This is a genomic window from Pseudomonas sp. 4CAES_32.4, assembly GCF_058136335.1.
Window position 1 is genome coordinate 4705001 of the sequence record NZ_CM176882.1, and the last position, 23382, is coordinate 4728382.

At 58.3% G+C, this 23382-nt stretch carries 21 protein-coding genes, 5 tRNA genes and 1 riboswitch; of the genes, 5 read left to right on the top strand and 21 right to left on the bottom strand.

Annotation, left to right across the window (positions count from 1 at the left end; all coding sequences use genetic code 11):
* Positions 1-235 precede the first annotated feature (235 nt).
* Positions 236-312 (bottom strand) — tRNA-Arg (locus tag AC3Y64_RS21100).
* 300 nt (positions 313-612) lie between these two features.
* Here AC3Y64_RS21100 and AC3Y64_RS21105 point away from each other — a divergent pair.
* Together AC3Y64_RS21105 and AC3Y64_RS21110 are read left to right on the top strand one after the other, a co-directional pair.
* Positions 613-846, top strand: coding sequence for a hypothetical protein (locus AC3Y64_RS21105; RefSeq protein WP_489985134.1), 234 nt, complete (start codon positions 613-615; stop codon positions 844-846).
* Positions 847-866: 20 nt separating this feature from the next.
* Positions 867-1046, top strand: coding sequence for a PA3371 family protein (locus tag AC3Y64_RS21110; protein WP_489985135.1), 180 nt, complete (start codon positions 867-869; stop codon positions 1044-1046).
* Here AC3Y64_RS21110 and phnN read toward each other — a convergent pair.
* Positions 1021-1590, bottom strand: a complete 570-nt coding sequence (gene phnN / locus AC3Y64_RS21115) for a phosphonate metabolism protein/1,5-bisphosphokinase (PRPP-forming) PhnN (RefSeq protein WP_489985136.1) — start codon at positions 1588-1590, stop codon at positions 1021-1023. The two genes, AC3Y64_RS21110 and phnN, sit on opposite strands and share 26 nt — an antisense overlap.
* Positions 1591-1980: 390 nt before the next feature.
* On the opposite strand from phnN, the gene AC3Y64_RS21120 reads away from it, so the two are divergent.
* Positions 1981-2307: an Arc family DNA-binding protein gene (locus tag AC3Y64_RS21120; RefSeq protein WP_003178899.1), complete on the top strand. Its 327-nt coding sequence runs from the start codon at positions 1981-1983 to the stop codon at positions 2305-2307.
* A 114-nt stretch (positions 2308-2421) separates the two neighbouring features.
* Here the strand turns inward: AC3Y64_RS21120 and mgtE are convergent, their stop codons facing one another.
* Positions 2422-3864, bottom strand: coding sequence for a magnesium transporter (gene mgtE, locus AC3Y64_RS21125; protein WP_489985137.1), 1443 nt, complete (start codon positions 3862-3864; stop codon positions 2422-2424).
* A 321-nt stretch (positions 3865-4185) separates the two neighbouring features.
* Between mgtE and AC3Y64_RS21130 the strand changes: the two genes are divergently transcribed.
* Positions 4186-4704, top strand: a complete 519-nt coding sequence (locus AC3Y64_RS21130; protein ID WP_489985138.1) for a cell envelope protein SmpA — start codon at positions 4186-4188, stop codon at positions 4702-4704.
* A gap of 19 nt (positions 4705-4723) precedes the next feature.
* On the opposite strand, the gene AC3Y64_RS21135 is transcribed toward AC3Y64_RS21130, so the two are convergent.
* The 8 genes from AC3Y64_RS21135 to ltaE form a co-directional block, all read right to left on the bottom strand.
* Positions 4724-4800, bottom strand: a tRNA-Arg gene (locus AC3Y64_RS21135).
* Between the two features lie 72 nt (positions 4801-4872).
* Positions 4873-4949: transfer RNA gene (locus AC3Y64_RS21140), tRNA-Arg, on the bottom strand.
* A 71-nt stretch (positions 4950-5020) separates the two neighbouring features.
* Positions 5021-5097 (bottom strand) — tRNA-Arg (locus tag AC3Y64_RS21145).
* 107 nt (positions 5098-5204) lie between these two features.
* Positions 5205-5295: transfer RNA gene (locus AC3Y64_RS21150), tRNA-Ser, on the bottom strand.
* A 62-nt stretch (positions 5296-5357) separates the two neighbouring features.
* Positions 5358-5546 carry a carbon storage regulator CsrA gene (gene csrA, locus AC3Y64_RS21155; protein ID WP_002554426.1) on the bottom strand — a complete coding sequence of 63 codons (189 nt, stop codon included), beginning with the start codon at positions 5544-5546 and terminating at the stop codon, positions 5358-5360.
* 188 nt (positions 5547-5734) lie between these two features.
* Entirely contained in the window at positions 5735-6976 is a 1242-nt protein-coding gene (locus AC3Y64_RS21160; RefSeq protein ID WP_221734381.1) for an aspartate kinase, read from the bottom strand.
* Positions 6977-7066: 90 nt separating this feature from the next.
* Positions 7067-9685, bottom strand: coding sequence for an alanine--tRNA ligase (gene alaS / locus AC3Y64_RS21165; protein WP_489985139.1), 2619 nt, complete (start codon positions 9683-9685; stop codon positions 7067-7069).
* Between the two features lie 146 nt (positions 9686-9831).
* Positions 9832-10836 carry a low-specificity L-threonine aldolase gene (gene ltaE / locus AC3Y64_RS21170; RefSeq protein WP_489985140.1) on the bottom strand — a complete coding sequence of 335 codons (1005 nt, stop codon included), beginning with the start codon at positions 10834-10836 and terminating at the stop codon, positions 9832-9834.
* Between the two features lie 198 nt (positions 10837-11034).
* Positions 11035-11206, top strand: a riboswitch (FMN riboswitch).
* A 101-nt stretch (positions 11207-11307) separates the two neighbouring features.
* Here ltaE and AC3Y64_RS21175 point away from each other — a divergent pair.
* Positions 11308-11817, top strand: a complete 510-nt coding sequence (locus AC3Y64_RS21175) for a 6,7-dimethyl-8-ribityllumazine synthase (protein WP_016983960.1) — start codon at positions 11308-11310, stop codon at positions 11815-11817.
* A 136-nt stretch (positions 11818-11953) separates the two neighbouring features.
* Here the strand turns inward: AC3Y64_RS21175 and astE are convergent, their stop codons facing one another.
* The 10 genes from astE to AC3Y64_RS21225 all read right to left on the bottom strand — a co-directional run bounded on the left by astE (position 11954) and on the right by AC3Y64_RS21225 (position 23381).
* On the bottom strand, positions 11954-12964 hold the full coding sequence (astE, locus tag AC3Y64_RS21180; protein ID WP_489985141.1) for a succinylglutamate desuccinylase: 1011 nt from the start codon (positions 12962-12964) through the stop codon (positions 11954-11956).
* Between the two features lie 12 nt (positions 12965-12976).
* Complete coding sequence (locus tag AC3Y64_RS21185; protein WP_007919345.1) at positions 12977-13267, bottom strand: hypothetical protein; 291 nt, start codon at positions 13265-13267, stop codon at positions 12977-12979.
* A gap of 57 nt (positions 13268-13324) precedes the next feature.
* Positions 13325-14671 (bottom strand): N-succinylarginine dihydrolase, encoded by a 1347-nt coding sequence (gene astB, locus AC3Y64_RS21190; protein ID WP_489985142.1) that lies wholly within the window; start codon positions 14669-14671, stop codon positions 13325-13327.
* Between the two features lie 163 nt (positions 14672-14834).
* Entirely contained in the window at positions 14835-16304 is a 1470-nt protein-coding gene (astD, locus tag AC3Y64_RS21195) for a succinylglutamate-semialdehyde dehydrogenase (protein WP_489988014.1), read from the bottom strand.
* Positions 16301-17326, bottom strand: coding sequence for an arginine N-succinyltransferase (gene astA, locus AC3Y64_RS21200; protein WP_038366527.1), 1026 nt, complete (start codon positions 17324-17326; stop codon positions 16301-16303). The genes astD and astA overlap by 4 nt, the downstream gene beginning before the upstream one ends.
* Before the next feature lie 51 nt (positions 17327-17377).
* Positions 17378-18397 (bottom strand): arginine/ornithine succinyltransferase subunit alpha, encoded by a 1020-nt coding sequence (gene aruF, locus AC3Y64_RS21205; protein WP_489985143.1) that lies wholly within the window; start codon positions 18395-18397, stop codon positions 17378-17380.
* 235 nt (positions 18398-18632) lie between these two features.
* Positions 18633-19853 carry an aspartate aminotransferase family protein gene (locus AC3Y64_RS21210; protein ID WP_489985144.1) on the bottom strand — a complete coding sequence of 407 codons (1221 nt, stop codon included), beginning with the start codon at positions 19851-19853 and terminating at the stop codon, positions 18633-18635.
* Positions 19854-20252: 399 nt separating this feature from the next.
* Positions 20253-21233, bottom strand: a complete 981-nt coding sequence (gene argR, locus AC3Y64_RS21215) for a transcriptional regulator ArgR (RefSeq protein WP_489985145.1) — start codon at positions 21231-21233, stop codon at positions 20253-20255.
* 243 nt (positions 21234-21476) lie between these two features.
* On the bottom strand, positions 21477-22241 hold the full coding sequence (locus AC3Y64_RS21220; protein ID WP_007912705.1) for an ABC transporter ATP-binding protein: 765 nt from the start codon (positions 22239-22241) through the stop codon (positions 21477-21479).
* Positions 22242-22268: 27 nt separating this feature from the next.
* A complete protein-coding gene (locus tag AC3Y64_RS21225) occupies positions 22269-23381 on the bottom strand; it encodes a M14 family metallopeptidase (RefSeq protein ID WP_489985146.1) in 1113 nt (370 codons plus the stop codon).
* Between the last annotated feature and the right edge of the window lies 1 nt (position 23382).

Consider the following 23382-nt stretch of genomic DNA (forward strand, 5'->3'; position numbering starts at 1 on the left):
CCGGAAGTGGGGCGAATTATAGACACCTGAGATCTGCCGTCAACCGTTAATTTCGTTTTTCTATCGAAACACCTGAAATGTCCCTTTCTATATAGATGCAGCCGAGGATCTCAATGAAATCCAATGACAAGCCGACAGGCATGGAGATCGCGCAAATGCAACGCGCAGCAAACACTCAGCAAACGCTTATCGATCTGAAGCGGGTGAGTAGTAAAAAAGAGGAACAAACAATAGATGGTGTCCCAGGGCAGGTTCGAACTGCCAACCTTCCCCTTAGGAGGGGGATGCTCTATCCAATTGAGCTACTGAGACACACGGTTGTCGCGGACAAGGAATGCCGTACGACGGACGGCGTGCATGTTAACGGGCGAGCCCTGATTTGTCATGTCATCCACCGGGCTTTTTAAGTGTAGGCAGGCATCCCACAGCACTGAAGGAAGTTTTACCGTGCATTTTGCACTCCTCCCAAAAAGCCATCATTGCAGATTGCAATTCAATCCACCCGAGATAACAACGCAAACGCTTGTTTTTAAAGAGTTTAACAGCGGATAGACTGTTGGCATGGGGACTGCTTTGCTTGCTCTTATAAAAGAACAACCGGAGCCTCAGCCCATGAACCGCATTCTCTTGCTCGCAAATGCGATTGCTCTAGCAGTTTTAGCGGGATCCCACCTCCTCCCCGAGGAAAGAGCTTCAGACACTGTTGCTCAGCGCATGCCGCACTACTTGCAGGTGCAGAGAACGCCTCAATGGGCAGTATTGAGCGATCAGAGCAATGTGACACGTCAAATGGTCAGCGAGCCCGAACAAGCTCAGGCACTGGCAACCGAACGCTTAGTTTTTTGAAATATCTTCAGGAGCACAACATGTCCAAGGCAGCTGCCGGATTTCTGATCCTCGCCCTACTGAGTGGCGTTATACATTTTTCACTGTTTGGCGAAACCGAAGTGACACTCCCCCTTGTTTCCTGCGGCGTATTTGCAGTTTTGTTCATGCTGGCGCTGGTAGCCGGACGCAGGATCAAGTTTGATCCGGTGCTGCGCTGAGTCGAACCAAACCCAGTAGATTGTTGACCGCATCGACGATCGCACCGGAATTGTCGATTACATGGACCGCTACATCACTTGAACGCCTGTCTCGGAACAACGCATTGCGAGCGATCCTATCCTCGATCTGCTCAAGCGTCTCTCTGCCCCGTACAAGCAGTCGCTTACGCAACACTTCGTCTTTAACGGTCAAAAGAACCGCTGTGAGCGTCGGATAGCGCTCAACCGCGTGACGCAGATTGGCGCGAGATCCGTTAACGAGTACATCTCGCCCATCTTCCAGCCACTGGTCAATTTGTACGGGTATTCCGTAGGACAAACCATTGGCTCGCCAAGCCAAGGCAAAATCACCAGCGCGCTCAAGTCGCTCGAACTCTTCAGGCGACACGCCCCTGGCGTCCTCCCCCACCGACTCTGCCGATCTTGTGATAACCCGGCGCACGATTTCGCAATTCATCGCCTGCAATGGAAGTCGCGCAGCCTCGATCAGACTGTCCTTTCCGGAGCCTGACGGCCCCATCAGATAAATAAGTCTGCCACCCATCCTGAAAACCTCTCTGGCGCGCGCCTGCCTCTAGCAAATCGGCAATTTGCCACTATCCTGTACAAGACAAGTAACGAGAATAGAAAGCCACATAGCATGCACGTTCTGATGCCCTCGGGCATCAACTGATATGGATTGGGAATGCGTAAGCCGATGCGTGCCTGGATGAAGTTTTCAAACCAGTCCGCATTTCTGACAATTGGTGCTGGCATTACGCCTTTACCCGGCTCAATATTTGTCACAGAATTGACGCCAATGATCTGGCAATTTTGAGGCATGATGCGCGCCTCTTAACAATTCAGGTTGAACCATTTGGCGCGGATGCTTGTCCTACCACACATCCTGCGGCCAATCCCGAGAACCGCTCCCCTGAACTAACCGGTTAAATATATGCGCCCATTGAAACAGGCAATTTATTCCAGCCGTACGGCTGACAAGTTCGTCGTACGTCTGCCAGACGGAATGCGTGAACGCATTGCCGAGGTGGCTCGCAATCATCATCGCAGCATGAACTCCGAGATCATTGCGCGCCTTGAGCAGAGTCTTATTCAGGAAGGTGCATTGGGCGAAGAGCTGAGCATGCGCCTGGACAGCCCCGAGCTGTCGCTGCACGAACGCGAGCTGTTGCAACGTTTCCGCCAACTGTCTCACCGCCAGCAGAACGCCTTGGTCTCCTTGATCGCCCACGATGCCGAAATGGCAGCAGACGCGTCCTGAGCCATACCGAACATCTCAAGCCAGCTTAACCGCTGGCTTTTTTTTGCCCGGATTCTGAGTTTTCAGAGCCATAAAAAAGCCCGCCGATTGGCGGGCTGTTTCGATACGGCAGTATCAGAGCAGGAAGATTGTCGCCAACCCCAGGAAAATGAAGAAGCCACCGCTGTCGGTCATTGCAGTAATCATCACACTCGCCCCCATCGCTGGGTCGCGGCCCATTTTCGCCAGGGTCATCGGAATCAACACCCCCATCAATGCCGCCAGCAGCAGATTAAGCGTCATTGCCGCGGTCATGACCACGCCCAGTGACCAACTGCCGTAAAGCAGATAGGCAACCACGCCAATCACACCGCCCCAGACCAAGCCATTGATCAGGCCCACCGCCAGCTCCTTGCGCATCAAGCGAGAGGTGTTGCCAGTGCTGACCTGGTCCAGCGCCATGGCGCGGACGATCATGGTGATCGTCTGGTTGCCAGAGTTACCACCGATACCCGCCACAATAGGCATCAGTGCCGCGAGTGCTACCAGCTTCTCGATCGAACCTTCGAACAGGCCGATTACCCGCGAAGCCACAAATGCGGTGATCAAGTTGATCGCCAGCCACGCCCAACGGTTGCGCAGCGACTTCCAGACCGAAGCAAAGATATCTTCCTCTTCACGCAGACCCGCCATGTTGAGGACTTCGGTCTCACTCTCTTCACGAATCAGGTCGACCATTTCGTCGATGGTCAAACGGCCAATCAGTTTGCCGTTCTTGTCGACTACCGGGGCGGAGATCAAGTCGTAACGCTCGAATGCCTGCGCGGCGTCGTAAGCGTCCTCGTCCGGATGGAAACTCACCGGATCGCTGGCCATCACCTCGGCAACCTGTTTGTCCGGATCATTGACCAGCAAACGCTTGATCGGCAACACACCCTTGAGCACGCCGTCATAATCGACCACGAACAGTTTGTCGGTGTGACCAGGAAGCTCTTTGAGCCGACGCAGGTAGCGCAGAACCACTTCGAGACTGACATCCTCACGAATGGTCACCATCTCGAAGTCCATCAGTGCGCCAACCTGCTCCTCGTCATAGGACAGGGCCGAACGCACGCGCTCACGCTGCTGATTATCCAGACTCTCCATCAACTCATGGACGACGTCTCGCGGCAGCTCGGAAGCCAGGTCAGCAAGCTCGTCGGCGTCCATGTCCTTGGCCGCAGCCAAGAGCTCGTGATCGTCCATGTCGGCGATCAGCGTTTCACGGACGGAGTCGGATACTTCGAGAAGAATGTCGCCGTCGCGATCGGCCTTGACCAATTGCCAGAGCGCCAGACGGTCGTCCAGCGGCAAGGCTTCAAGGATGTAGGCGACGTCGGCGGAGTGCAAATCATCGAGCTTGCGTTGCAGCTCGACAAGATTTTGCCGGTGGACCAGGTTTTCGACCCGGTCGTGATGCGCGCCTTCCTGGCGATGAGTGAGGTCTTCGACGACCCGTTGACGCTGCAGCAACTCGACGACTTGCGCCAGGCGATCCTGCAGGCTGTCCTGTGTTTTCTTTACTTCGATTTCAGACATAGGCGAACTCCACTCCCAGCAGCGGGGCACGCCGGAAGGATCAATCAGTCAATTCATGATTGGAAAAACGGGGTACTGAGTAACTACTGGGTAAGTCCATGGAGGTTTTCCATAAGCCCCGGCGGGGCTGACGGGCGCAATGATACACCGCCTGACGGTTTAAAACGTTAAAAAATCGCGGCGGAAACAAGCGCTTGCAGAACAAACCTGAGCGCCGTCCTGATCCGTGCAAATGCGACGACTCATCCTGAAAAGAAAACACACCGGCAGTGGAAAATGTAGCGACTATCCTTGAGCGTAGATCGTCATGGAGGACATCGAGTGCCATTGAAATCCAATCATTTACTACTCACCTGCCTGCTTTTTCTACCGCTTAGCGGTTTCGCGGCAAGCCTGCATCGCTGCGAAGCGGCGGACGGCAGCATCACATTCACTTCAATGAGTTGTGCCCACGGTGAAAGCTTTTCAGAGCAAGAGGTTCACCCCTACTTGCCCGGATCCGTCATAGCAGTGATGCCGGAGGCCCATCACGAAAAAACATCCGGTACACGCACTAAAGGTCGAGAGCCCGGCGTCGCCGGCGGTGCACAACATCTATGCGGTAACGTCATAGATGCGAGGCAGCGCCGCGAAGCCATCATCAATCGGCGAGTGATTGCCGGGATGAGTGCACAGGATGTCGAAAGCGCTTTAGGCAAACCGGACAAGATAAATATCAGAACGTCGACAACAACCTATCGCTATGACCTCAAGCGAGGCCGTTCTGCACAAGTCGATTTTGATCAGAGGGGATGCGTGAAGGAAAAAGCCAAAACCCGGACAGCAAAAAGCCCGCGTTAAACGCGGGCTTTTCGGTATATGGTGCACTCGACAGGATTCGAACCTGTGACCGCTCGGTTCGTAGCCGAGTACTCTATCCAGCTGAGCTACGAGTGCATTTTGTGTTTTTAGCCCAGACCACAACTGGATGAAGCCAAGTTATCTGCATTGCTGCAACTAACTCTTAAATGGTGCACTCGACAGGATTCGAACCTGTGACCGCTCGGTTCGTAGCCGAGTACTCTATCCAGCTGAGCTACGAGTGCATTTGTGTTTTTAGACCAGATCACATCTGGTTGAAGCCAAGTCATCTACATCGCTGTAACTGACTCTTAAATGGTGCACTCGACAGGATTCGAACCTGTGACCGCTCGGTTCGTAGCCGAGTACTCTATCCAGCTGAGCTACGAGTGCATTTGTTGCGCCGCATTATAGCCCGTCTAATCTCTATTCCAACCACTTTTTCTATTAATTTCAACAACTTACAGAAAAAGCCAGATTACGACGTACTAAGCAAATAATGGCGGAGAACGGGGGATTCGAACCCCCGACACCCTTTTGAGGTGTACTCCCTTAGCAGGGGAGCGCCTTCGGCCACTCGGCCAGCTCTCCGCAACACGGGGCGTATCTTAACCAACCTTTTCCCCGTTTGCAAACATAAAAATCGATAAAAATTAATGGCTTGGTTCTTCGTCCTTCTCTTTCTTTATACGCAGGTAAATTTCCTCACGGTGCACGGCAACCTCTTTCGGTGCGTTCACACCGATACGCACTTGGTTTCCTTTAACGCCGAGCACGGTTACGGTGATTTCGCCATCACCGATAATCAGGCTTTCTGCGCACCGACGAGTCAGAATCAGCATACCTTTCTCCTCACGCAATTCAGTTCAGGGACAACAGTCTGCAAAAAAAAGGCACCCGACCTACAACCGGAGCGATCGTAGCCCTACATGCCTGAGTATTGACCAGCGCGAGCAAAAGAACAGTTCAGGGGCTCGCGCCATTCAAAAAATAAAGGGCGCGGTCAGACCGCGCCCTTCAAGAAATGGAATTACTCGCCTTGACGGGCCGGAGCATCCAGTTCGAAAGCCGTGTGCAGGGCGCGCACGGCCAGTTCCAGGTACTTCTCTTCAATCACCACGGAAACCTTGATTTCCGAGGTCGAGATCATCTGGATGTTGATGCTTTCTTTCGCCAGGGATTCGAACATGCGGCTGGCCACGCCAGCGTGGGAACGCATGCCGACGCCAACGATCGAGACCTTGGCAATCTTGGTGTCGCCAACCACTTCACGGGCACCGATCTCGCGAGCGGTGTTTTCCAGCACGGTCTGTGCGCCCTGGTAGTCGTTGCGATGCACGGTGAACGTGAAGTCGGTGGTGTTATCGTGAGCGACGTTCTGCACGATCATGTCGACTTCGATGTTCGCGGCACTGATCGGGCCGAGAATCTTGAACGCCACGCCCGGGGTGTCTGGCACGCCACGGATGGTCAGCTTGGCTTCATCGCGGTTGAAAGCGATGCCGGAAATGATCGGCTGTTCCATGGTTTCCTCTTCATCAATAGTAATGAGGGTGCCCGGACCCTCCTTGAAGCTGTGCAGTACGCGCAGCGGAACGTTGTACTTGCCGGCGAATTCCACCGCACGGATCTGCAACACCTTGGAACCGAGGCTGGCCATTTCCAGCATCTCTTCAAAGGTAATCTTGTCCAGGCGCTGAGCGACCGACACCACACGCGGATCAGTGGTGTAGACACCATCGACGTCGGTGTAGATCTGGCACTCGTCAGCCTTCAACGCAGCAGCCAGTGCCACGCCGGTAGTGTCGGAACCGCCACGACCGAGGGTGGTGATGTTGCCGTGCTCGTCGACGCCCTGGAAACCGGCGACAACCACCACGCGACCTGCTTTCAGATCACCACGAATCTTCTGGTCATCAATCTGCAAGATACGCGCTTTGTTGTGCGCACTGTCCGTCAGGATCCGCACCTGATTACCGGTGTACGACACCGCCGGCACACCGCGCTTGATCAGCGCCATGGCCAGCAGGGCAATCGTCACCTGCTCACCGGTGGAAACGATCACGTCCAGTTCACGCGGAACCGGTTGGCCGTCGCCACTGATTTGCTTGGCCAGATCGATCAGACGGTTGGTTTCGCCGCTCATTGCAGACAGCACAACCACCAGGTCATCGCCGGCATCGCGGAATTTCTTAACCTTGTCGGCGACCTGCTCGATTCTCTCGACAGTACCGACCGAGGTGCCTCCAAATTTCTGTACGATCAAAGCCATTTCAAAGCCGCCTCTGCCCATGAAGGGCGCCCAATAATCACTCGAACAGCCGCCGGGCCCGCCACTAGACTGCGGGCCCGACGGGCCGTCTTATAAACCCTGCTCGACGAATGGAACGGTCAGCGCCAGTGCGCCATCCAGCGCGCCGGCGTCGACACCGCCGCCCTGCGCCATGTCCGGACGACCACCGCCCTTCCCGCCCACTGCCGCAGCAGCCTGTTTCATCAAATCACCGGCTTTGAGTTGGCCAGTCAGGTCTTTGGTTACGCCTGCAACCAGAACGACCTTTTCCTCATGGACACCGCCGAGCAGGATCACTGCGCGGCCGAGTTTGTTCTTCAACTGATCAACCAGCGCCAGCAGCGCCTTGCCGTCCTGACCATCCAGACGTGCGGCCAAAACCTTCACGCCTTTGACGTCCAGTGCCGAGCTCGACAGATCGTCGCCCGCCGCGCTCGCCGCCTTGGCTTGCAACTGCTCGAGTTGCTTCTCCAGTTGGCGATTGCGCTCGAGCACAGCCGACAGCTTGTCGATCAGGTTGTCGCGGCTGCCCTTGACCAGGCTGGCCGCTTCCTTGAGTTGTTCTTCTGCAGCATTCAAGTAAGCCAGTGCCGCAGCACCGGTGACTGCTTCGATACGACGCACACCTGAAGCCACACCGCCCTCGCTGATGATTTTCAGCAGGCCGATGTCGCCGGTACGGTTGGCGTGGATACCGCCGCACAGTTCGACGGAGAAATCGCCGCCCATGCTCAGCACGCGCACGTTGTCGCCGTACTTCTCGCCGAACAGCGCCATCGCGCCTTTGTTCTTCGCGGTTTCGATATCGGTTTCTTCGGTTTCAACGGCGGAGTTCTTGCGAATCTCGGCGTTGACGATGTCTTCCAGCGCTTTGATTTGCTCAGGCTTGATCGCTTCAAAGTGGCTGAAGTCGAAACGCAGGCGCTGACTATCGACCAACGAACCTTTCTGCTGAACGTGCTCTCCGAGCACCTGGCGCAGTGCAGCGTGCAGCAAGTGCGTGGCCGAGTGGTTCAACGAAGTGGCATGACGCACTTCGGCATCAACGTGAGTTTCAACTGGCGCGCCGATGGTCAGGCTGCCCGAGTCCAGCACACCGTGGTGCAGGAACGCGCCGCCGGTCTTGGTGGTGTCACGCACGTCGAAACGGCTGCTGCCGGCCTGCAGATAACCGCAGTCGCCGATCTGGCCGCCGGATTCAGCGTAGAACGGCGTCTGATTCAGAACAATCACCGCCTCTTCGCCTTCATTCAAGACGTCGACCGACTGGCCATCTTTATAGATAGCGACGATTTTTGCCGAACCGCTGGTGTCTTTGTAACCGGTGAACTCGGTGGCCACATCAACCTTGACCAAAGTGTTGTAGTCCAGGCCGAACGAGCTGGCCGAACGCGCACGAACACGCTGGGCTTCCATCTCGCGCTCGAAGCCAGCTTCGTCGACAGTCAGGCTGCGCTCACGGGCGATGTCGGCGGTCAGGTCCATCGGGAAACCGTAGGTGTCGTAGAGTTTGAACACTACGTCGCCCGGCACCACGGTGCCTTTGAGTTCCAGCAGATCCTGCTCAAGAATCTTCAGGCCGTGCTCCAAAGTCTTGGAGAACTGCTCTTCTTCGGCCTTGAGGACGCGCTCGATGTTGCTTTGCTGCTTCTTCAGTTCCGGGAAGGCTTCGCCCATCTCGGCAACCAGTGCGGCAACGATCTTGTAGAAGAAGCTGCCAGTGGCGCCCAGCTTGTTACCGTGACGGCAGGCGCGACGGATGATCCGGCGCAGCACATAACCGCGACCTTCGTTGGACGGCAGCACGCCGTCGGCGATCAGGAAACCGCAAGAACGAATGTGGTCGGAAACAACCTTGAGCGACGACTGGTCGCCGTTTTCGCAACCGATGGCTTCAGCCGAGGCCTTCAGCAGGTTTTTGAACAGGTCGATGTCGTAGTTGGAATTGACGTGCTGCATCACCGCACTGATCCGCTCCAGGCCCATGCCGGTGTCGACCGACGGCGCTGGCAGCGGATGCAACACGCCATCGGCGGTGCGGTTGAACTGCATGAACACGTTGTTCCAGATCTCGATGTAACGGTCGCCGTCTTCTTCCGGCGAGCCTGGCGGGCCGCCCCAGATGTGGTCGCCGTGATCGTAGAAAATCTCGGTGCATGGGCCGCACGGGCCGGTATCGCCCATGGTCCAGAAGTTGTCGGAGGCGTATGGCGCGCCTTTGTTGTCGCCGATGCGGATCATTCGCTCGACCGGCACACCGATTTCTTTGGTCCAGATGTCATACGCTTCGTCGTCGGAGGCGTAGACGGTGACCCAGAGTTTTTCCTTCGGCAGTTGCAGCACGCCGGTCAGGAAGGTCCACGCGTAGGTAATCGCGTCCTTCTTGAAATAGTCACCGAAGCTGAAGTTACCGAGCATTTCAAAGAACGTGTGGTGACGAGCGGTATAACCGACGTTTTCCAGGTCGCTGTTCTTGCCACCGGCACGCACGCATTTCTGGCTGCTGGTCGCACGGGTGTACGCACGTTTTTCTTGGCCCAGGAAGCAGTCTTTGAACTGGTTCATCCCCGCGTTAGTGAACAGCAGGGTTGGGTCGTTGCCCGGAATCAAAGAGCTGGAGGCTACACGGGTGTGGCCTTGCTCTTCGAAGAAGCGAAGGAAGGCTTCACGGATTTCTGCGCTTTTCATTAGGTTCTTCCACGGAGGCTGCGGCCAAAGGCCTGTTCGAAACGTCAACAGACGAAGCGACGGCAAAGGGCCGCATTATATCGGCCCTGCGCGCGGGGTACAGCGTGTTTATACGATAGAAACGGTCAATTGGACGGCTAACGCTGTCACTTGCGCGAAAACTCGACGAATGTCGCGATCACTTGCTCGATTTGCGAGCGATTGACGTCCATGTGCGTGACCATACGCAGACGCGCAGCGGCGCTCAACTTGATCCCGCGTTCGGCGGCAAACGCCTTGATCGCCTCGGCTTTGTCGCCCATTTGCACATAAACCATGTTGGTTTGCACCGGTTCGACGATGAAACCTGCTTCACGCAGACCATCGGCCAAAAAATCTGCGTTGGCGTGGTCGTCCGCCAGACGCTCGACGTTGTGATCCAGCGCATACAACCCCGCCGCCGCCAGCAGTCCGGCCTGACGCATCCCGCCACCGACCATTTTGCGCAAACGGCGGGCCTTGCCGATCAGTTGCTCGGAGCCGCACAACACCGAACCCACCGGCGCGCCGAGGCCTTTGGACAGGCACACCGACACCGAATCGAAATGCTGGGTGATTTCCCGCGCATCGACACCCAGCTTGACCGCCGCGTTGTAAAGGCGCGCGCCGTCGAGGTGCAATTGCAGGCCGTTGTCCTGGGTGAAGCGTCGAGCGCGCGCCAGATACTCCAGCGGCAGCACTTTGCCTTGCATGGTGTTTTCCAGCGCCAGCAAACGCGTACGGGCAAAATGAAAGTCGTCAGGTTTGATCGAAGCCGCGACCTGATCCAGATCCAGCGAACCGTCCGCCTGCACTTCCAGCGGCTGCGGCTGGATCGAACCGAGCACCGCCGCGCCGCCACCCTCGTACTTGTAGGTGTGCGCCTGCTGACCAACGATGTATTCGTCGCCGCGCTCGCAGTGCGCCATCAACCCCAGCAGATTACTCATGGTGCCAGTCGGCACGAACAGCGCGGCGGCGAATCCCAGGCGTTTGGCCAGCTCGGCCTCCAGACGATTGACCGTAGGATCTTCGCCGTAAACGTCATCACCGGTGTCTGCCGCAGTCATCGCGTCCAGCATGGCGGGAGTCGGTTGGGTGACGGTGTCGCTGCGAAGATCGATAACGCTCATGAACCTGGCCTCAAGTCAGCAGGGGAAATCCCTTTACGAAGTGAGATTACTGCGGTCATTGCGTGGATTAATCAACCCTTGCGCAAGGAAAAGTCGTTTCGAACCGCCAGAAAATTCGATGGCAATCATCAGAAAGGCGCAATGCACAGATACACAATCTGTGTTAAAAACGCTGCGCCGCCCGAGAAAGGGCGGCAAAAACGTTCTCAGGGCGGGGTGCAATTCCCCACCGGCGGTAATTGCGCGCAATGCGCATAGCCCGCGAGCGCTTGGCGGCGAACACGACTTCGGTTGTGATCGACGGCAAGGTCAGCAGACCCGGTGTGATTCCGGGGCCGACGGTCATAGTCCGGATGAAGAGAGAACGGGATTAACGCCAAAGGGCCGTCCGCGCAATGTTGTGCGTGTGCGCACCCTTGAATCCCTTTCGATTCATAACGCCCTGTTTTTCACACAAACAGGAGTCAGAACATGCAACCCACCGCTATCGACAGCAAAAGCAAACACCCACACGGCGAACGCGTTGCGTTCATCCAGGCCTGCTGGCACAAGGAAATCGTCGACCAGAGCCGTAAAGGCTTCGTCGCCGAAATGATTGCTTTGGGTTATCAGGAATCGGACATCGATATCTTCGAAGTCGGCGGCGCCTTTGAAATGCCTCTACACGCCAAATTGCTGGCCAAGACCGGTCGGTATGCCGGCATCGTTGCGGCTGCCCTGGTTGTCGACGGTGGCATCTACCGTCACGAATTCGTTGCCCAGTCGGTGGTCAGCGGCCTGATGCAGGTTCAGCTGGAAACCGAAGTGCCGGTGTTCTCGGTATCGCTGACCCCGCATCACTTCCATGCTGGCGACGAGCATCAGAAGTTCTTCTTCGAACACTTCGTGCATAAAGGTCAGGAAGCGGCGCGCACTTGCGCGGATACGCTGCAGAAGGTTCGTGCGTTGCGTCGTACAGAGCCGCGTGCGGTAGCCGTGTAAACACCGGACAAAACTGTGGGAGCCAGCCCTGCTGGCGATGGCGGTGTATCAGTCGACACTTAGGGTGACTGATACATGCCAATCGCTAGCAGGGCTAGCTCCCACAATGATTTTGTGTAGATTTTAAAGATCGCTATCAGGCGAGGTTTTCGTCAGTGGTCGGGACGATCAGGATGCCTGCGCGCAGGCCGTTTTTGACCTTGGGATTAGGGAAAATGATTCGCGCGCCCTCTTCCTCGATGACCCAGCGGGTATTGGCCAGATCTTCGGCCAGCACATAACCCATTTCCAATTCTGAAAAGTTTTCGATGTCCTGCGGCAGGTTCAGGCGGAACGCATCGCTGTGCTTGATGATTTCCCGGGCGACGCTGAACAGCTGCAAACCGTCCAGCTCTGGCTCAGCCATTTCCGGCTCGCTGCCTTCGATGATCTGTTGCAAGCGGGTTTCCAGCAGCGAGACGTTCACCCCGTCGTTCTGACCGAACGGTCGGGCCTTGCCCAGTTCCAGGGTGAAAGCTTCGGCACCCAATTTGTCGTAAGTGTACGAGCTGAACACGATCGACGGTTTGTTCTGCAACAGCACCGCTTCCATGCCCGCCGCGCGCAAACGCGCAAGCTCAACACGGGAATGCTGGCGACCTTCCTTCCACGGATACAGCGCAAACTGCTCGATCTTCGAACCGCGAATCGCCGTGTGCAGGTCGTAATGCAGACGCTGGCGATCCGGCAGGCTGAAGAAACTCGCCGCCAATCGCTCCAGCTCACAGGCTCGCAGCGCTTCCGAGCCACTGCTTTGTTCATGACGGCCATTGAACAGCCGATTGACGTCCTGCTCGACGAAACGTTCGCCTTTGCGAATCGCCTCGGGATTACCGAACAGGAACAGAATGCGTGCGCGCGGCTTCAGATCGCCGCGAGCGATGTCGTGCAGCAGCCGATCGAGCAATTCGATCGGCGCTGTTTCGTTGCCGTGGATGCCCGCCGACAGCAGCAGGTCCAAGCCATTGTCGCGTGCTTCCGGTGGCCGAACCTCCAGCGCACCTTCGCTCAACCAGCGCATACGCACGCCTTCGACAGTCAGTTGAGTCTTCTCCGCCGGTTCGCGGCCGGCGAGGGTCAGTTCAAGCAGTTTGCCGAGGGCGAGCATAGAGCGGTTTCCTTAGTGGTCGTGGTTGCAATCCGGGCCGTGCACGTGGTCTTCGTCGTCGCCGACGTCAGCCGGTTCCATTTCCAGTTGCAGACTTACCAGATTAGTCGCCAATGGGCGCAGCAGCAGGTTGGCGTATTCGGCATCACCTTCTTCAACGTCCACGCCGATCAGCAGCTGGCCACGGCCGTCCTGCTGGATCCACAGCTCTTTGCCTTGCCACATGACCGCGACGCGGGTGCAGGAAGTCTCCAGTTGCGTGCCGTCGGTGTCTTCAAGGATCAGCTGCAGGGAATCGCTCATGTTTTTACTCTCTTGGTGAGACAAGCCGCGCGCCGCGTTCAGGCGACGCGCCGGCCATCAATTGATCTGGAATGGATAAACCGCGCCCAGTTTAAGGATTTGCGTCAGTTCATCCAGTGCCGTCCGGCATTCAAGCAGCAATTGCGGATCCGCCAGATCGGTTTCGCTCAGGCGGTCGCGGTAGTGCTTTTCAACCCATGCGGTCAACGAACCGTACAACGGTGGCGTCATGATAACCCCTGGGTTGACGGCCGCCAGTTCGGTTTCGTTGAGGGCGACGCGCAGTCGCAGGCACGCCGGGCCACCACCGTTCTGCATGCTTTGCTTGAGATCGAAGACTTTCACTTCGCGGATCAGACCGCCAGAGCTGGTCAGGCTTTGCAGGTAAGCCCACACGCGCTCGTTGGCCTGGCACTCTTGCGGCACGATCAGCAGCATCGAGCCGTCAGGACGCGACAACAACTGGCTATTGAACAAGTAGGAACGCACCGCGTCATCCACGGTGACCGCCGAACGCGGCACACACACGGACTGGAAGTTGCCGCCGACCTTGGCCAGTTTGCCTTGCAGTTCGGCCAGCATCGACTCGGTGTCGAGGAACGCGTCCTCGTGATAGAACAGCACCTCGCCATTGCCCACGGCGATCACGTCGTTGTGGAACACGCCCTGATCGATCACGTTCGGGTTCTGCTGCGCGTAGACCACGCCTTCGTCACGCAGACCGTGCAGACGGGCAACGGCTTGCGAGGCTTCAAGGGTCTGGCGCGCCGGGTATTTCTGCGGCGCCGGGTAACGGTTGTCAAAGGCACTGCGGCCGAACACGAAGAACTCGACACCCGCCTCGCCATACTCACGGCAGAAACGCGTGTGGTTGGCCGCGCCTTCGTCGCCGAACTGCGCCACGGCCGGCAATGCGGCGTGATGGGCGAAGTGCTGCTGATTGGCGAACATCGCGCCGAGCACGCGGCTGGTGGTCGGGTGCTCGATGCTGCGGTGATATTTGCAGTTGAGGTTGGCGGCGGTGAAGTGCACGCGACCGTCAGCGGTGTCGGCACTCGGGCTGACCGTCGCGGCGTTGGCCACCCACATGCTCGACGCCGAGCAACTGGCAACCAGCAGCGGCATGGCTTCTTTGGCGGCGCGCTCGATTACTTGCGCGTCGGTGCCGCTGAAACCCAAACGGCGCAGAGCGGCCACGTCCGGACGTTCCTGCGGCGCGAGTACGCCTTGCTGAAAGCCCATTTCCATCAGCGCTTTCATCTTCGCCAGACCTTGCAGCGCCGCTTCCTTCGGGTTCGAAGACTGCTGGCTGTTGCTCTGGGAGGCAACGTTGCCGTAGGACAGACCACCGTAGTTATGGGTCGGCCCCACTAGACCGTCAAAATTGACTTCATAGGATTTCATCAGCGAGGCTCCACGAGAATCTGTTGTTATAGGCTTCAGTAACTATTCTTTAAGACCGCGGTGCGGCCATCGCTGGCAAGCCAGCTCCCACAGTGACCGCGTCGCACACAAAATGTGTGGACGCCTCCGCCCCTGTGGGAGCTGGCTTGCCAGCGATTGGGCATCACGCCATTTTCACGCCGGGCGTCAGGGCCGATGGCAACACCAGGCTCGGGGTTTCCAGCGACGCCACCGGGTACGCGCAATAATCCGCTGCGTAATAGGCGCTGGCGCGATGGTTGCCCGAGGCGCCGACGCCACCGAACGGCGCGCTGCTCGCAGCACCGGTCAGTTGTTTGTTCCAGTTGACGATGCCGGCGCGGCTTTCCAGCCAGAACTGCTGATAACGCGCTTCGGAATCCGACAGCAAACCAGCAGCAAGGCCATAAGCGGTGTTGTTGGCTTCAACGATCGCCGCTTCGAAATCAACGTAGCGGATCACTTGCAGCAGCGGGCCGAACAGTTCTTCGTCCGGACGCTCAACAACGGCAGTCACATCAACAATGCCCGGCGTCAGCAACGCGGCTTGCGCCTGCGGCTGAGTCATCGCCAGCAACGACACCGCGCCGTTGGCCAACAGATGTTCTTGAGCGTCCATCAGCGCTTTCGCCGCGCCGAGGGAAATCACCGAGCCCATAAACGGCGCCGGTTGTTGATCGAATGCGCCAACTTCAATGGTCGCGCTGACTTCAACCAGACGCTTGAGCAGGCTGTCGCCCCATGCGCCTTGCGGCACCAACAGACGACGCGCGCAAGTGCAGCGCTGACCGGCAGAAATGAAGGCCGACTGAATAATTGTGTAAACCGCCGCGTCAAGATCGGCGACTTGATCGACCACTAGCGGGTTGTTGCCGCCCATTTCCAACGCGAGGATCTTGTCCGGGCGCCCGGCGAACTGCTGGTGCAGATGATTGCCCGTGCGGCTCGAACCGGTGAAGAACAGGCCGTCGATGCCAGGATTCGCCGCCAGCGCGATGCCGGTTTCGCGAGCACCTTGCAGCAGGTTCAAAACCCCTGCCGGCAGACCGGCTTCGATCCAGCATTTGACCGTCAGCTCGGCGACTTTCGGGGTCAGCTCGCTTGGCTTGAACAGCACGCTGTTACCGGCCAGCAACGCCGGCACGATGTGGCCGTTCGGCAAGTGCCCAGGGAAGTTGTAAGGGCCGAACACCGCGACCACACCGTGCGGCTTGTGGCGCAACACAGCGGTGGCGTCGCCCAACGGGCCGCTCTTCTCGCCGGTACGCTCACGGTAGCTTTGCACCGAGATGGCGATCTTGTTGACCATGCTGGTCACTTCGGTCGCGGATTCCCACAGCGGTTTGCCAGTCTCTTCACCGATGGTGCGAGCCAGTTCGTCGGCGTGGTTTTTCAGCGACGCGGCAAAGGCCTCAAGCACGCTGATGCGCTCATCCAGCGTGCGACGTGCCCACTCCGGAAATGCCTGACGCGCCGCTTGCACAGCCGATTCAACCTGAGCAGTGGTGGCGCCCTCCCCCGACCACAGCACCTGCTGGGTCACCGGGTTCAGCGATTGAAAGGTTTCGCCCTGACCGGCCAGCCACTCACCTGCGATGTATAGCGAATTCATTATTTCGACTCCCGTGCAGCGGACAACGCCACGGCGCGCACTTGATCGCCAGCGTTGAGTTGAAGACGTTTGGCGGTCTGCGGATCAACCACCAGCGTGCCGGCAGCGAGACGCGCCGGCGCAGCGGTGATGCGGCAGTCTTCGCGCTTGCGGTTGTGGATGATGAACGGCGTGGCGTCATCGCCCGGCGTCCCCACGGCCAACACCAGCGCTTCACTGTCACGCACCGCGCGGATCTTGCCGGTCTCGCACTCGATGGCCGGGCCCGCATCGAAAATGTCGACGTAGCCCTGATAGCTGAAACCTTCACCCTTGAGCATCGACAGTGCCGGCTCGGTGTCCGGGTGAACCTGGCCGATCACACTGCGTGCGTCCGGCGACAGGAAGCAGGTGTACAGCGGGAATTTCGGCATCAGTTCGGCGATGAAGGCCTTGTTGCCGACACCGGTGAGGTAATCGGCCTGGCTGAATTCCATTTTGAAGAAGTGACGACCCAGGCTTTCCCAGAACGGCGAACGGCCGGCGTCATCGGAGACACCGCGCATTTCGGCGATGATCTTGTTGCCGAACAATTCAGGGAATTCAGCGATGAACAACATCCGCGCCTTCGACAGCATGCGGCCGTTGAGCCCGCTGCGATAATCGGCGTGCAGGAACAGCGAGCACAGCTCGGAATTACCGGTCAGGTCGTTGGCGAGGAACAGCGTCGGAATTTCGCGATAGATGTTCAGTTCTTGCGAAGCGCTGACCGTCAGGCCAACACGGAAGTTGTACCAGGGCTCACGCATGCCGACCGCACCTGCGATGGCGGAAATCCCCACCACGCGACCGTCGTCGTCTTCGAGCACGAACAGATAGTCCGCATCACCGCGACCGGCTTCGCCGCGAAAGGTCTTCTCGGCCCAGCCGACCCGATGGGCCAGACGTTCTTCGTTGGCCGGCAACGTGGTCAGGCCGGTGCCGGTGCTGCGGGCCAGGTCGATCAGAGCGGATAAATCGCTGCTGCGTACGGGACGAACAATCATGCTATCTCCTCAAACGGGCCGCCTTCGCCACCCGTGAAACTCGCTAAGGCGTTAAACCGCCACCAGGCGCACGCTGGCACCTTCACCGACGCCCAGGGCTTCGGCCGCTTCCAGATCCAGAGTCACCGGTTTACCCGGCGCGTAATCCAGTTCCAGCAGTACCGCGCGGTAATCCTGCAACTGCGCGTTGGCCACCAGATACTGGCGCCCGGCACCTTTCACCGTCTCGCCGATCTTCACCGGCACCACGCGGCTCTGGGCGATCGAACGGATCCCCGAAACGCGTGCATGCAGGGTCGGGCCACCGTCGAAAATGTCGATGTAGTGATCGGTCTCGAAGCCTTCGCGCATCAGGATGTCGAAGGTGATCTGCGCACGCGGGTGCACCTGGCCCATCGCCTCTTGGGCGGAGTCCGGCAGCAGCGGCACGTAGATCGGGTAATGCGGCATCAGCTCGGCGAGGAACGTACGGCTTTTCAGCCCGCACAGGCGCTCGGCTTCGGCGTAGTTGAGGTCGAAGAAATTGCGACCGATCGCATCCCAGAATGGCGAATCACCGTTTTCGTCGCTGTAACCAACGATCTCGGTCACCACCGAATCAGCGAAACGCTCCGGGTGGCTGGCAACGAACAACAGGCGACCACGGGAGTTGAGCTCGGACCATGGCGAACCGACCAACTCGCGCTGCACATAAAAACTGGTGAGCAAGCTGTTGCCGGTCAGGTCGTGGCACTGCGAGAGCACGTGGATCTTGTTGTGGATCTTCAGCTCGCGGGAGGCATGCACGAAGGTCTCGTTGCGGAAGCTGTAGAACGGCTCCGAGTAACCGGCCGAGGCGACAATTGCCGAGCAGCCGACCAATTTGCCGGTGGCGGAATCTTCGAGGACGAAGAAGTAACTCTCTTCACCGTTGAAGCTCACTTCGGCAGCAAACGAGGCTTCGCTCGCGGCAATCTTGTCGCTCAGACGTTCCACGTCATCCGGCAAGGAAGTGACACCAATCGGGCTGTCCGCAGCCAGACGCTGTACCTCGCCCAGATCAGCCATTTGCGCGGGGCGCATCACCAGCATGGTGTCACTCCTTTCTCTTATAAAATCACAGAAGTAAAAATATTCCGGGCCGTCTCTGATTCAACTCAGAGTCAACTGTGGGAGCTAGCCTGCTAGCGATGGCGTCCGATCAGACAACATTGATGTTGGCTGCCAGGCCCTCATCGCTAGCAGGGCTAGCTCCCACATTTTTAATCCAGCCCGAAACAAAAAATTGGGATCGACGCCTGAAAAACTCCAGGCGCCGAAGGGTCTATCAGGCTTGCGTCAATGCTGCAGCAGCGCGCTCGAAACGATCCAGACCGGCATCGATATCGGCGTCTTCCACCACCAGGCTCGGAGCGAAGCGGATCACGTCCGGGCCGGCTTGCAGAATCATCAGGCCTTCTTTTTCAGCGGCGTTGAAGATGTCTTTGGCCTTGCCTTTCCAGGCCTCATTCAGCACGCAACCAATCAGCAGACCGAGGCCGCGTACCTGAGTGAACAGGCCGTATTTCTCGCCGATCTGCTCAAGGCGCGCTTTGAACTTGTCATGCTTGCTGTTAACGCCGGCGAGCACTTCTGGCGTATTGATCACGTCGATCACCGCTTCTGCGACCGCGCACGCCAGCGGGTTGCCGCCGTACGTGGTGCCGTGAGTGCCGACGACCAGATGCTTGGCCAGCGCCTCGGTGGTCAACATCGCCGCGATCGGGAAACCGCCGCCCAGGCTCTTGGCGCTGGTGAGGATGTCCGGGGTCACGCCGTAATGCTGGTAGGCGAAGAGCTTGCCGCTGCGGCCCATGCCGGTTTGCACTTCGTCGAACACCAGCAGCGCGTTGTTCGCGTCGCACAGTTCACGGGCACCTTGCAGGTAAGCCAGTTCGGCCGGCAGCACGCCGCCCTCGCCCTGGATCGGTTCCAGCACGACCGCACAGGTCTTGTCGGAAACGGCGGCTTTCAGCGCCGCCAGGTCGTTGTAAGGCACGTGGGTAATGCCGGTGATTTTTGGGCCGAAACCGTCGGAGTACTTCGACTGGCCACCGACGTTAACGGTGAACAGGGTGCGGCCGTGGAAGCTGTTCAGCGCGGCGATGATTTCGTACTTCTCAGTGCCGAAACGGTCGAACGCCACACGGCGGGCCAGCTTGAACGCGGCCTCGTTGGCTTCGGCGCCGGAGTTGCAGAAGAACACGCGCTCGGCGAACGTGGCGTCGATCAGCTTGTGCGCCAGGCGCAGGGCCGGTTCATTGGTGAACACGTTGGACACGTGCCACAGCTTGTTCGCCTGTTCGGTCAATGCACCGACCAGCGCCGGGTGCGCGTGGCCCAATACGTTAACGGCAATCCCGCCGGCGAAGTCGATCAGCTCGCGGCCGGCCTGATCCCAGACGCGGGAACCGGCGCCACGCACCGGAATGAAAGCGGCAGGCGCGTAGTTGGGAACCATTACCTGGTCGAAATCGGCGCGTTGTACCGCAGCGTGCTCAACGGACATCGGAGTCTCCTGATGAGGAACGCTCGCCTGAAACTGGCGAGCGATGGGGGGATTGTAAGGACAGTTTTCAGCCCGGCCTTGCCGCCAAGCGACAACTTCTTATAGCGCAAACCCCGGATTTTCCCGGGTTTACGGCAATGCGACATATAGCGTCGCAAAGGCGCAGTTTAACTGGCCGCGCCCGTTTACGGCAGGCTTGCGGGTTTGTAGCCGATCAGGAATTTTCATGTGCGGTATATATGTATCGCACATCGTTCTGAATAACGGTTTTTACTGGGCGGACGTTTCCAGCGCAGATGACCGCTCATGGCCAAAAACACACCGGCGATTCAATGCAAGTACGAAGAGGAAGTCGTCGACTTTAGCGAGGGGCAAAGTCGACGCAGGACAACGCGCGGGTCAACCGCGCTCGGGCGGCACCGACGACAATTCGAACGGGCTGCTGCTGCGCCGCTGGTTGCGATCTTCTCGCGGCGTGGCACCGAAGAAGTTGCGATAGGCGCTGGAGAAATGCGGCCCCGAAGAGAAGCCACAGGACAAACCGATCTGGATGATCGACTTGCTGGTCTGCATCAACATTTGCCGGGCCTTGTTCAGGCGCAATTCCAGGTAGTACTGGCTCGGCACACGGTTGAGGTATTGCTTGAAGATCCGCTCCAGCTGACGACGGGATACGCAGACGTGCTGGGCGATTTCGTCGGTGGTCAGCGGTTCTTCGATGTTGGCTTCCATCAACAGCACCGCTTGGGTGAGTTTCGGATGACTGGAGCCGAGACGATTCTGCAACGGAATGCGCTGACGCTCGCCACCCTCACGAATGCGCTCTACCACCAATTCTTCCGAGACAGCACCGGCCAGCTCGGCACCGTGATCACGGGCCAGCACTGCCAGCAGCAGATCGAGAACCGACATGCCGCCGCACGCGGTCAGGCGATCGCGATCCCAGTCGAACAGATGGCTGGTGGCGATGACTTTCGGGAAACGTTCAGCGAAATCGTCCTGCCAACGCCAGTGCACGGCAGCGCGATAACCGTCGAGCAAACCGAGTTGCGCCAGCGGATACACGCCAGCCGAAAGACCGCCAATGACCGTACCGGCGCGCACCAATTGCTTGAGCGCACTGCTCAGAGCCGGCGCCAACGTGGTCGGTGGCTCGTCGGCCAGGAGGAACAGCTTCTGAAAGTTTTCGAGTTTGCCGGTCCAGGCCTCACCGGGCAGCTGCCAGGCACCTTCAACCGGCGGTTCGGCTTGCAGGAACGACAGTTCGTAGACCACGTCCGGGTGCACACGCTGAGCGACACGCAAGGCTTCCTCCGCCAGCGCCAGCGTCAACGCTTTAGTGCTGGGCCAAATCAGGAAACCAATTCGATGGGCAGTCATGGGCGGGCAATCCGAAGCGAAAAACAGTGATGAAGGCGTGGGCCAATGCTAGCCCGTAAATGAACACAAATCTTGAGACCAACATCAATCAACTGTGGGAGCTGGCTTGCCAGCGATTGCGATATGTCTGTGCCAGATATGCAATCTGTTTCACCGCTATCGCTGGCAACCCAGCTCCCACAGGGAATGGTGCCGGTTTTCAGGTCGCGAAGCATGACCTAATTTGGTGCATAACGGCAGCGATTACTTGAGGCTGCCCGAGAGGAATTGTTGCAAACGTTCTGATTGCGGATTGACCAGCACTTCACGCGGGTTGCCGCTCTCTTCAACCACGCCTTTGTGCAGGAACACCAGTTGATTCGACACTTCACGGGCAAAGCCCATTTCGTGCGTCACCACAACCATGGTGCGACCTTCCTGAGCCAGCGCTTGCATGACTTTCAGCACGTCGCCTACCAGTTCAGGGTCAAGCGCCGAGGTCGGCTCGTCGAACAGCATCACCTCAGGCTCCATCGCCAGCGCACGGGCGATCGCCACGCGCTGCTGCTCGCCACCGGACATGTGGCCCGGGAACGCATCTTTACGATGGGCCACGCCGACCTTGTTCAGGTAGTACTCGGCTTTTTCGCGCGCTTCGTATTTGGGTACGCCGAGCACGTGAACCGGCGCTTCCATGATGTTTTCAATCGCGGTCATGTGCGACCACAGATTGAAATGCTGGAACACCATCGACAGACGCGAACGCATGCGTTGCAGCTGCTTCGGATCAGCGGCTTTCAGCGCGCCGTCCTTGTTCGCCACCAGCTTCAGCTCTTCGTTGTTGAGCAGAATCTTGCCCGCGTGCGGCTGCTCGAGCAGGTTGATGCAGCGCAGGAAAGTACTTTTGCCGGAGCCACTGGAGCCGATGATGCTGATCACATCGCCGGCTGCCGCTTTCAGGGACACGCCCTTGAGCACTTCGTGACTGCCATAGCGTTTATGCAGGTCTTGGACTTCAAGTTTGTACATGCGGTCGGTTCTCACAAAAACAGTCAGTCAGTCGTTGAGCAAGCGCCCGTGACGCAGCGCTTCGCGCCCCGCCACCTTGGCCAGCCAGAAACCGGGTTGGGCATAGCGCAGCCGTTCAATGGCAAACAGCACCCCGGAGGTACCAGCACATACCGTGCTGACCCGATCGGACACAGGATCAATCACTTCAAAAATCTCGTCGCCCGCCTCGACCCACTCGCCGGGCTTGCGCAGAAAACTTACGACGCCCGGATGGGGTGCGAGCAGCAATTCGGTACCCTCGAACGGCATGCCTTCACAGGCTTCATGGGCCGGATTCGGCCACTCGCCGGTGATCAAACCTTGCTCGGCGAGGAATGCGAGAATGCCTTCAGCGTAGGCTTCGGCTTCAGCGCGGCCGGTGTCGGCCTGCCCGCCCAATTCGATGGTTGTGGCCAAGCATGCCAGCGGAATTTGCGCCTCGGGGAACTGCCGCGACAGACGCAACCAAGGCAGCGAGCACGCCTCGTCAAAAGAGCTGCCGCCGGAATCTTCCGCGAGCAAACCCACGCGCACATTCAGGTGCGCCGCCAGCGAACGCCACTGCGGCCAATGCTGCGGCAACGCGTACATGTGCAGCGCGGCCTCGGCATCGCAATGCAGATCAAGCACCACATCGGCGGTGCAAGCATGACTGAGCAATACGCGCTGCATGCCTTGCAACTGGCTGCTCGCTTCCGGCAATGCCGCCAGATGATCAGCCATCGCCTGACGAATCAAACGCACATTGGCGTGCGGGTCATCACCGAGGCTTTCAGCCAAAACGGTCGCAACCGGCGCGCTCAGCTCAACGAAATCACGGTTGAAATTCTTGCCGCTGCCCGCCTCGAAACGGCCCTGGTGATTGCCTTGCAGCAACTGCCCAAGACCCAGCGGGTTGGCGACGGGCACCAGCTCGATGACACCGTTGAGCAAACCTTTGGCTTCAAGTTCGCCGAGGCGCTTTTTCAGCTCCCAGGCGGTGCGCATGCCCGGCAATTCATCAGCGTGGAGGCTGGCCTGAATGTAGGCCTTGCGCTCGCCGTGGCCAAAGCGAAAGACCGAAATCTTGCGCTCGCTGCCCAGATGGCTCCACGGCAATACGTGATCGATGCGTTCCATA

Coding starts and splice junctions, on each gene's coding strand:
- AC3Y64_RS21105 (WP_489985134.1), top strand. CDS start 613: ATGAACCGCATTCTCTTGCTCGCAAATGCGATTGCTCTAGCAGTTTTA.
- AC3Y64_RS21110 (WP_489985135.1), top strand. CDS start 867: ATGTCCAAGGCAGCTGCCGGATTTCTGATCCTCGCCCTACTGAGTGGC.
- phnN (WP_489985136.1), bottom strand. CDS start 1,590: ATGGGTGGCAGACTTATTTATCTGATGGGGCCGTCAGGCTCCGGAAAG.
- AC3Y64_RS21120 (WP_003178899.1), top strand. CDS start 1,981: ATGCGCCCATTGAAACAGGCAATTTATTCCAGCCGTACGGCTGACAAG.
- mgtE (WP_489985137.1), bottom strand. CDS start 3,864: ATGTCTGAAATCGAAGTAAAGAAAACACAGGACAGCCTGCAGGATCGC.
- csrA (WP_002554426.1), bottom strand. CDS start 5,546: ATGCTGATTCTGACTCGTCGGTGCGCAGAAAGCCTGATTATCGGTGAT.
- AC3Y64_RS21160 (WP_221734381.1), bottom strand. CDS start 6,976: ATGGCTTTGATCGTACAGAAATTTGGAGGCACCTCGGTCGGTACTGTC.
- alaS (WP_489985139.1), bottom strand. CDS start 9,685: ATGAAAAGCGCAGAAATCCGTGAAGCCTTCCTTCGCTTCTTCGAAGAG.
- ltaE (WP_489985140.1), bottom strand. CDS start 10,836: ATGAGCGTTATCGATCTTCGCAGCGACACCGTCACCCAACCGACTCCC.
- AC3Y64_RS21175 (WP_016983960.1), top strand. CDS start 11,308: ATGCAACCCACCGCTATCGACAGCAAAAGCAAACACCCACACGGCGAA.
- astE (WP_489985141.1), bottom strand. CDS start 12,964: ATGCTCGCCCTCGGCAAACTGCTTGAACTGACCCTCGCCGGCCGCGAA.
- AC3Y64_RS21185 (WP_007919345.1), bottom strand. CDS start 13,267: ATGAGCGATTCCCTGCAGCTGATCCTTGAAGACACCGACGGCACGCAA.
- astB (WP_489985142.1), bottom strand. CDS start 14,671: ATGAAATCCTATGAAGTCAATTTTGACGGTCTAGTGGGGCCGACCCAT.
- astA (WP_038366527.1), bottom strand. CDS start 17,326: ATGATTGTTCGTCCCGTACGCAGCAGCGATTTATCCGCTCTGATCGAC.
- aruF (WP_489985143.1), bottom strand. CDS start 18,397: ATGCTGGTGATGCGCCCCGCGCAAATGGCTGATCTGGGCGAGGTACAG.
- AC3Y64_RS21210 (WP_489985144.1), bottom strand. CDS start 19,853: ATGTCCGTTGAGCACGCTGCGGTACAACGCGCCGATTTCGACCAGGTA.
- argR (WP_489985145.1), bottom strand. CDS start 21,233: ATGACTGCCCATCGAATTGGTTTCCTGATTTGGCCCAGCACTAAAGCG.
- AC3Y64_RS21220 (WP_007912705.1), bottom strand. CDS start 22,241: ATGTACAAACTTGAAGTCCAAGACCTGCATAAACGCTATGGCAGTCAC.
- AC3Y64_RS21225 (WP_489985146.1), bottom strand. CDS start 23,381: ATGGAACGCATCGATCACGTATTGCCGTGGAGCCATCTGGGCAGCGAG.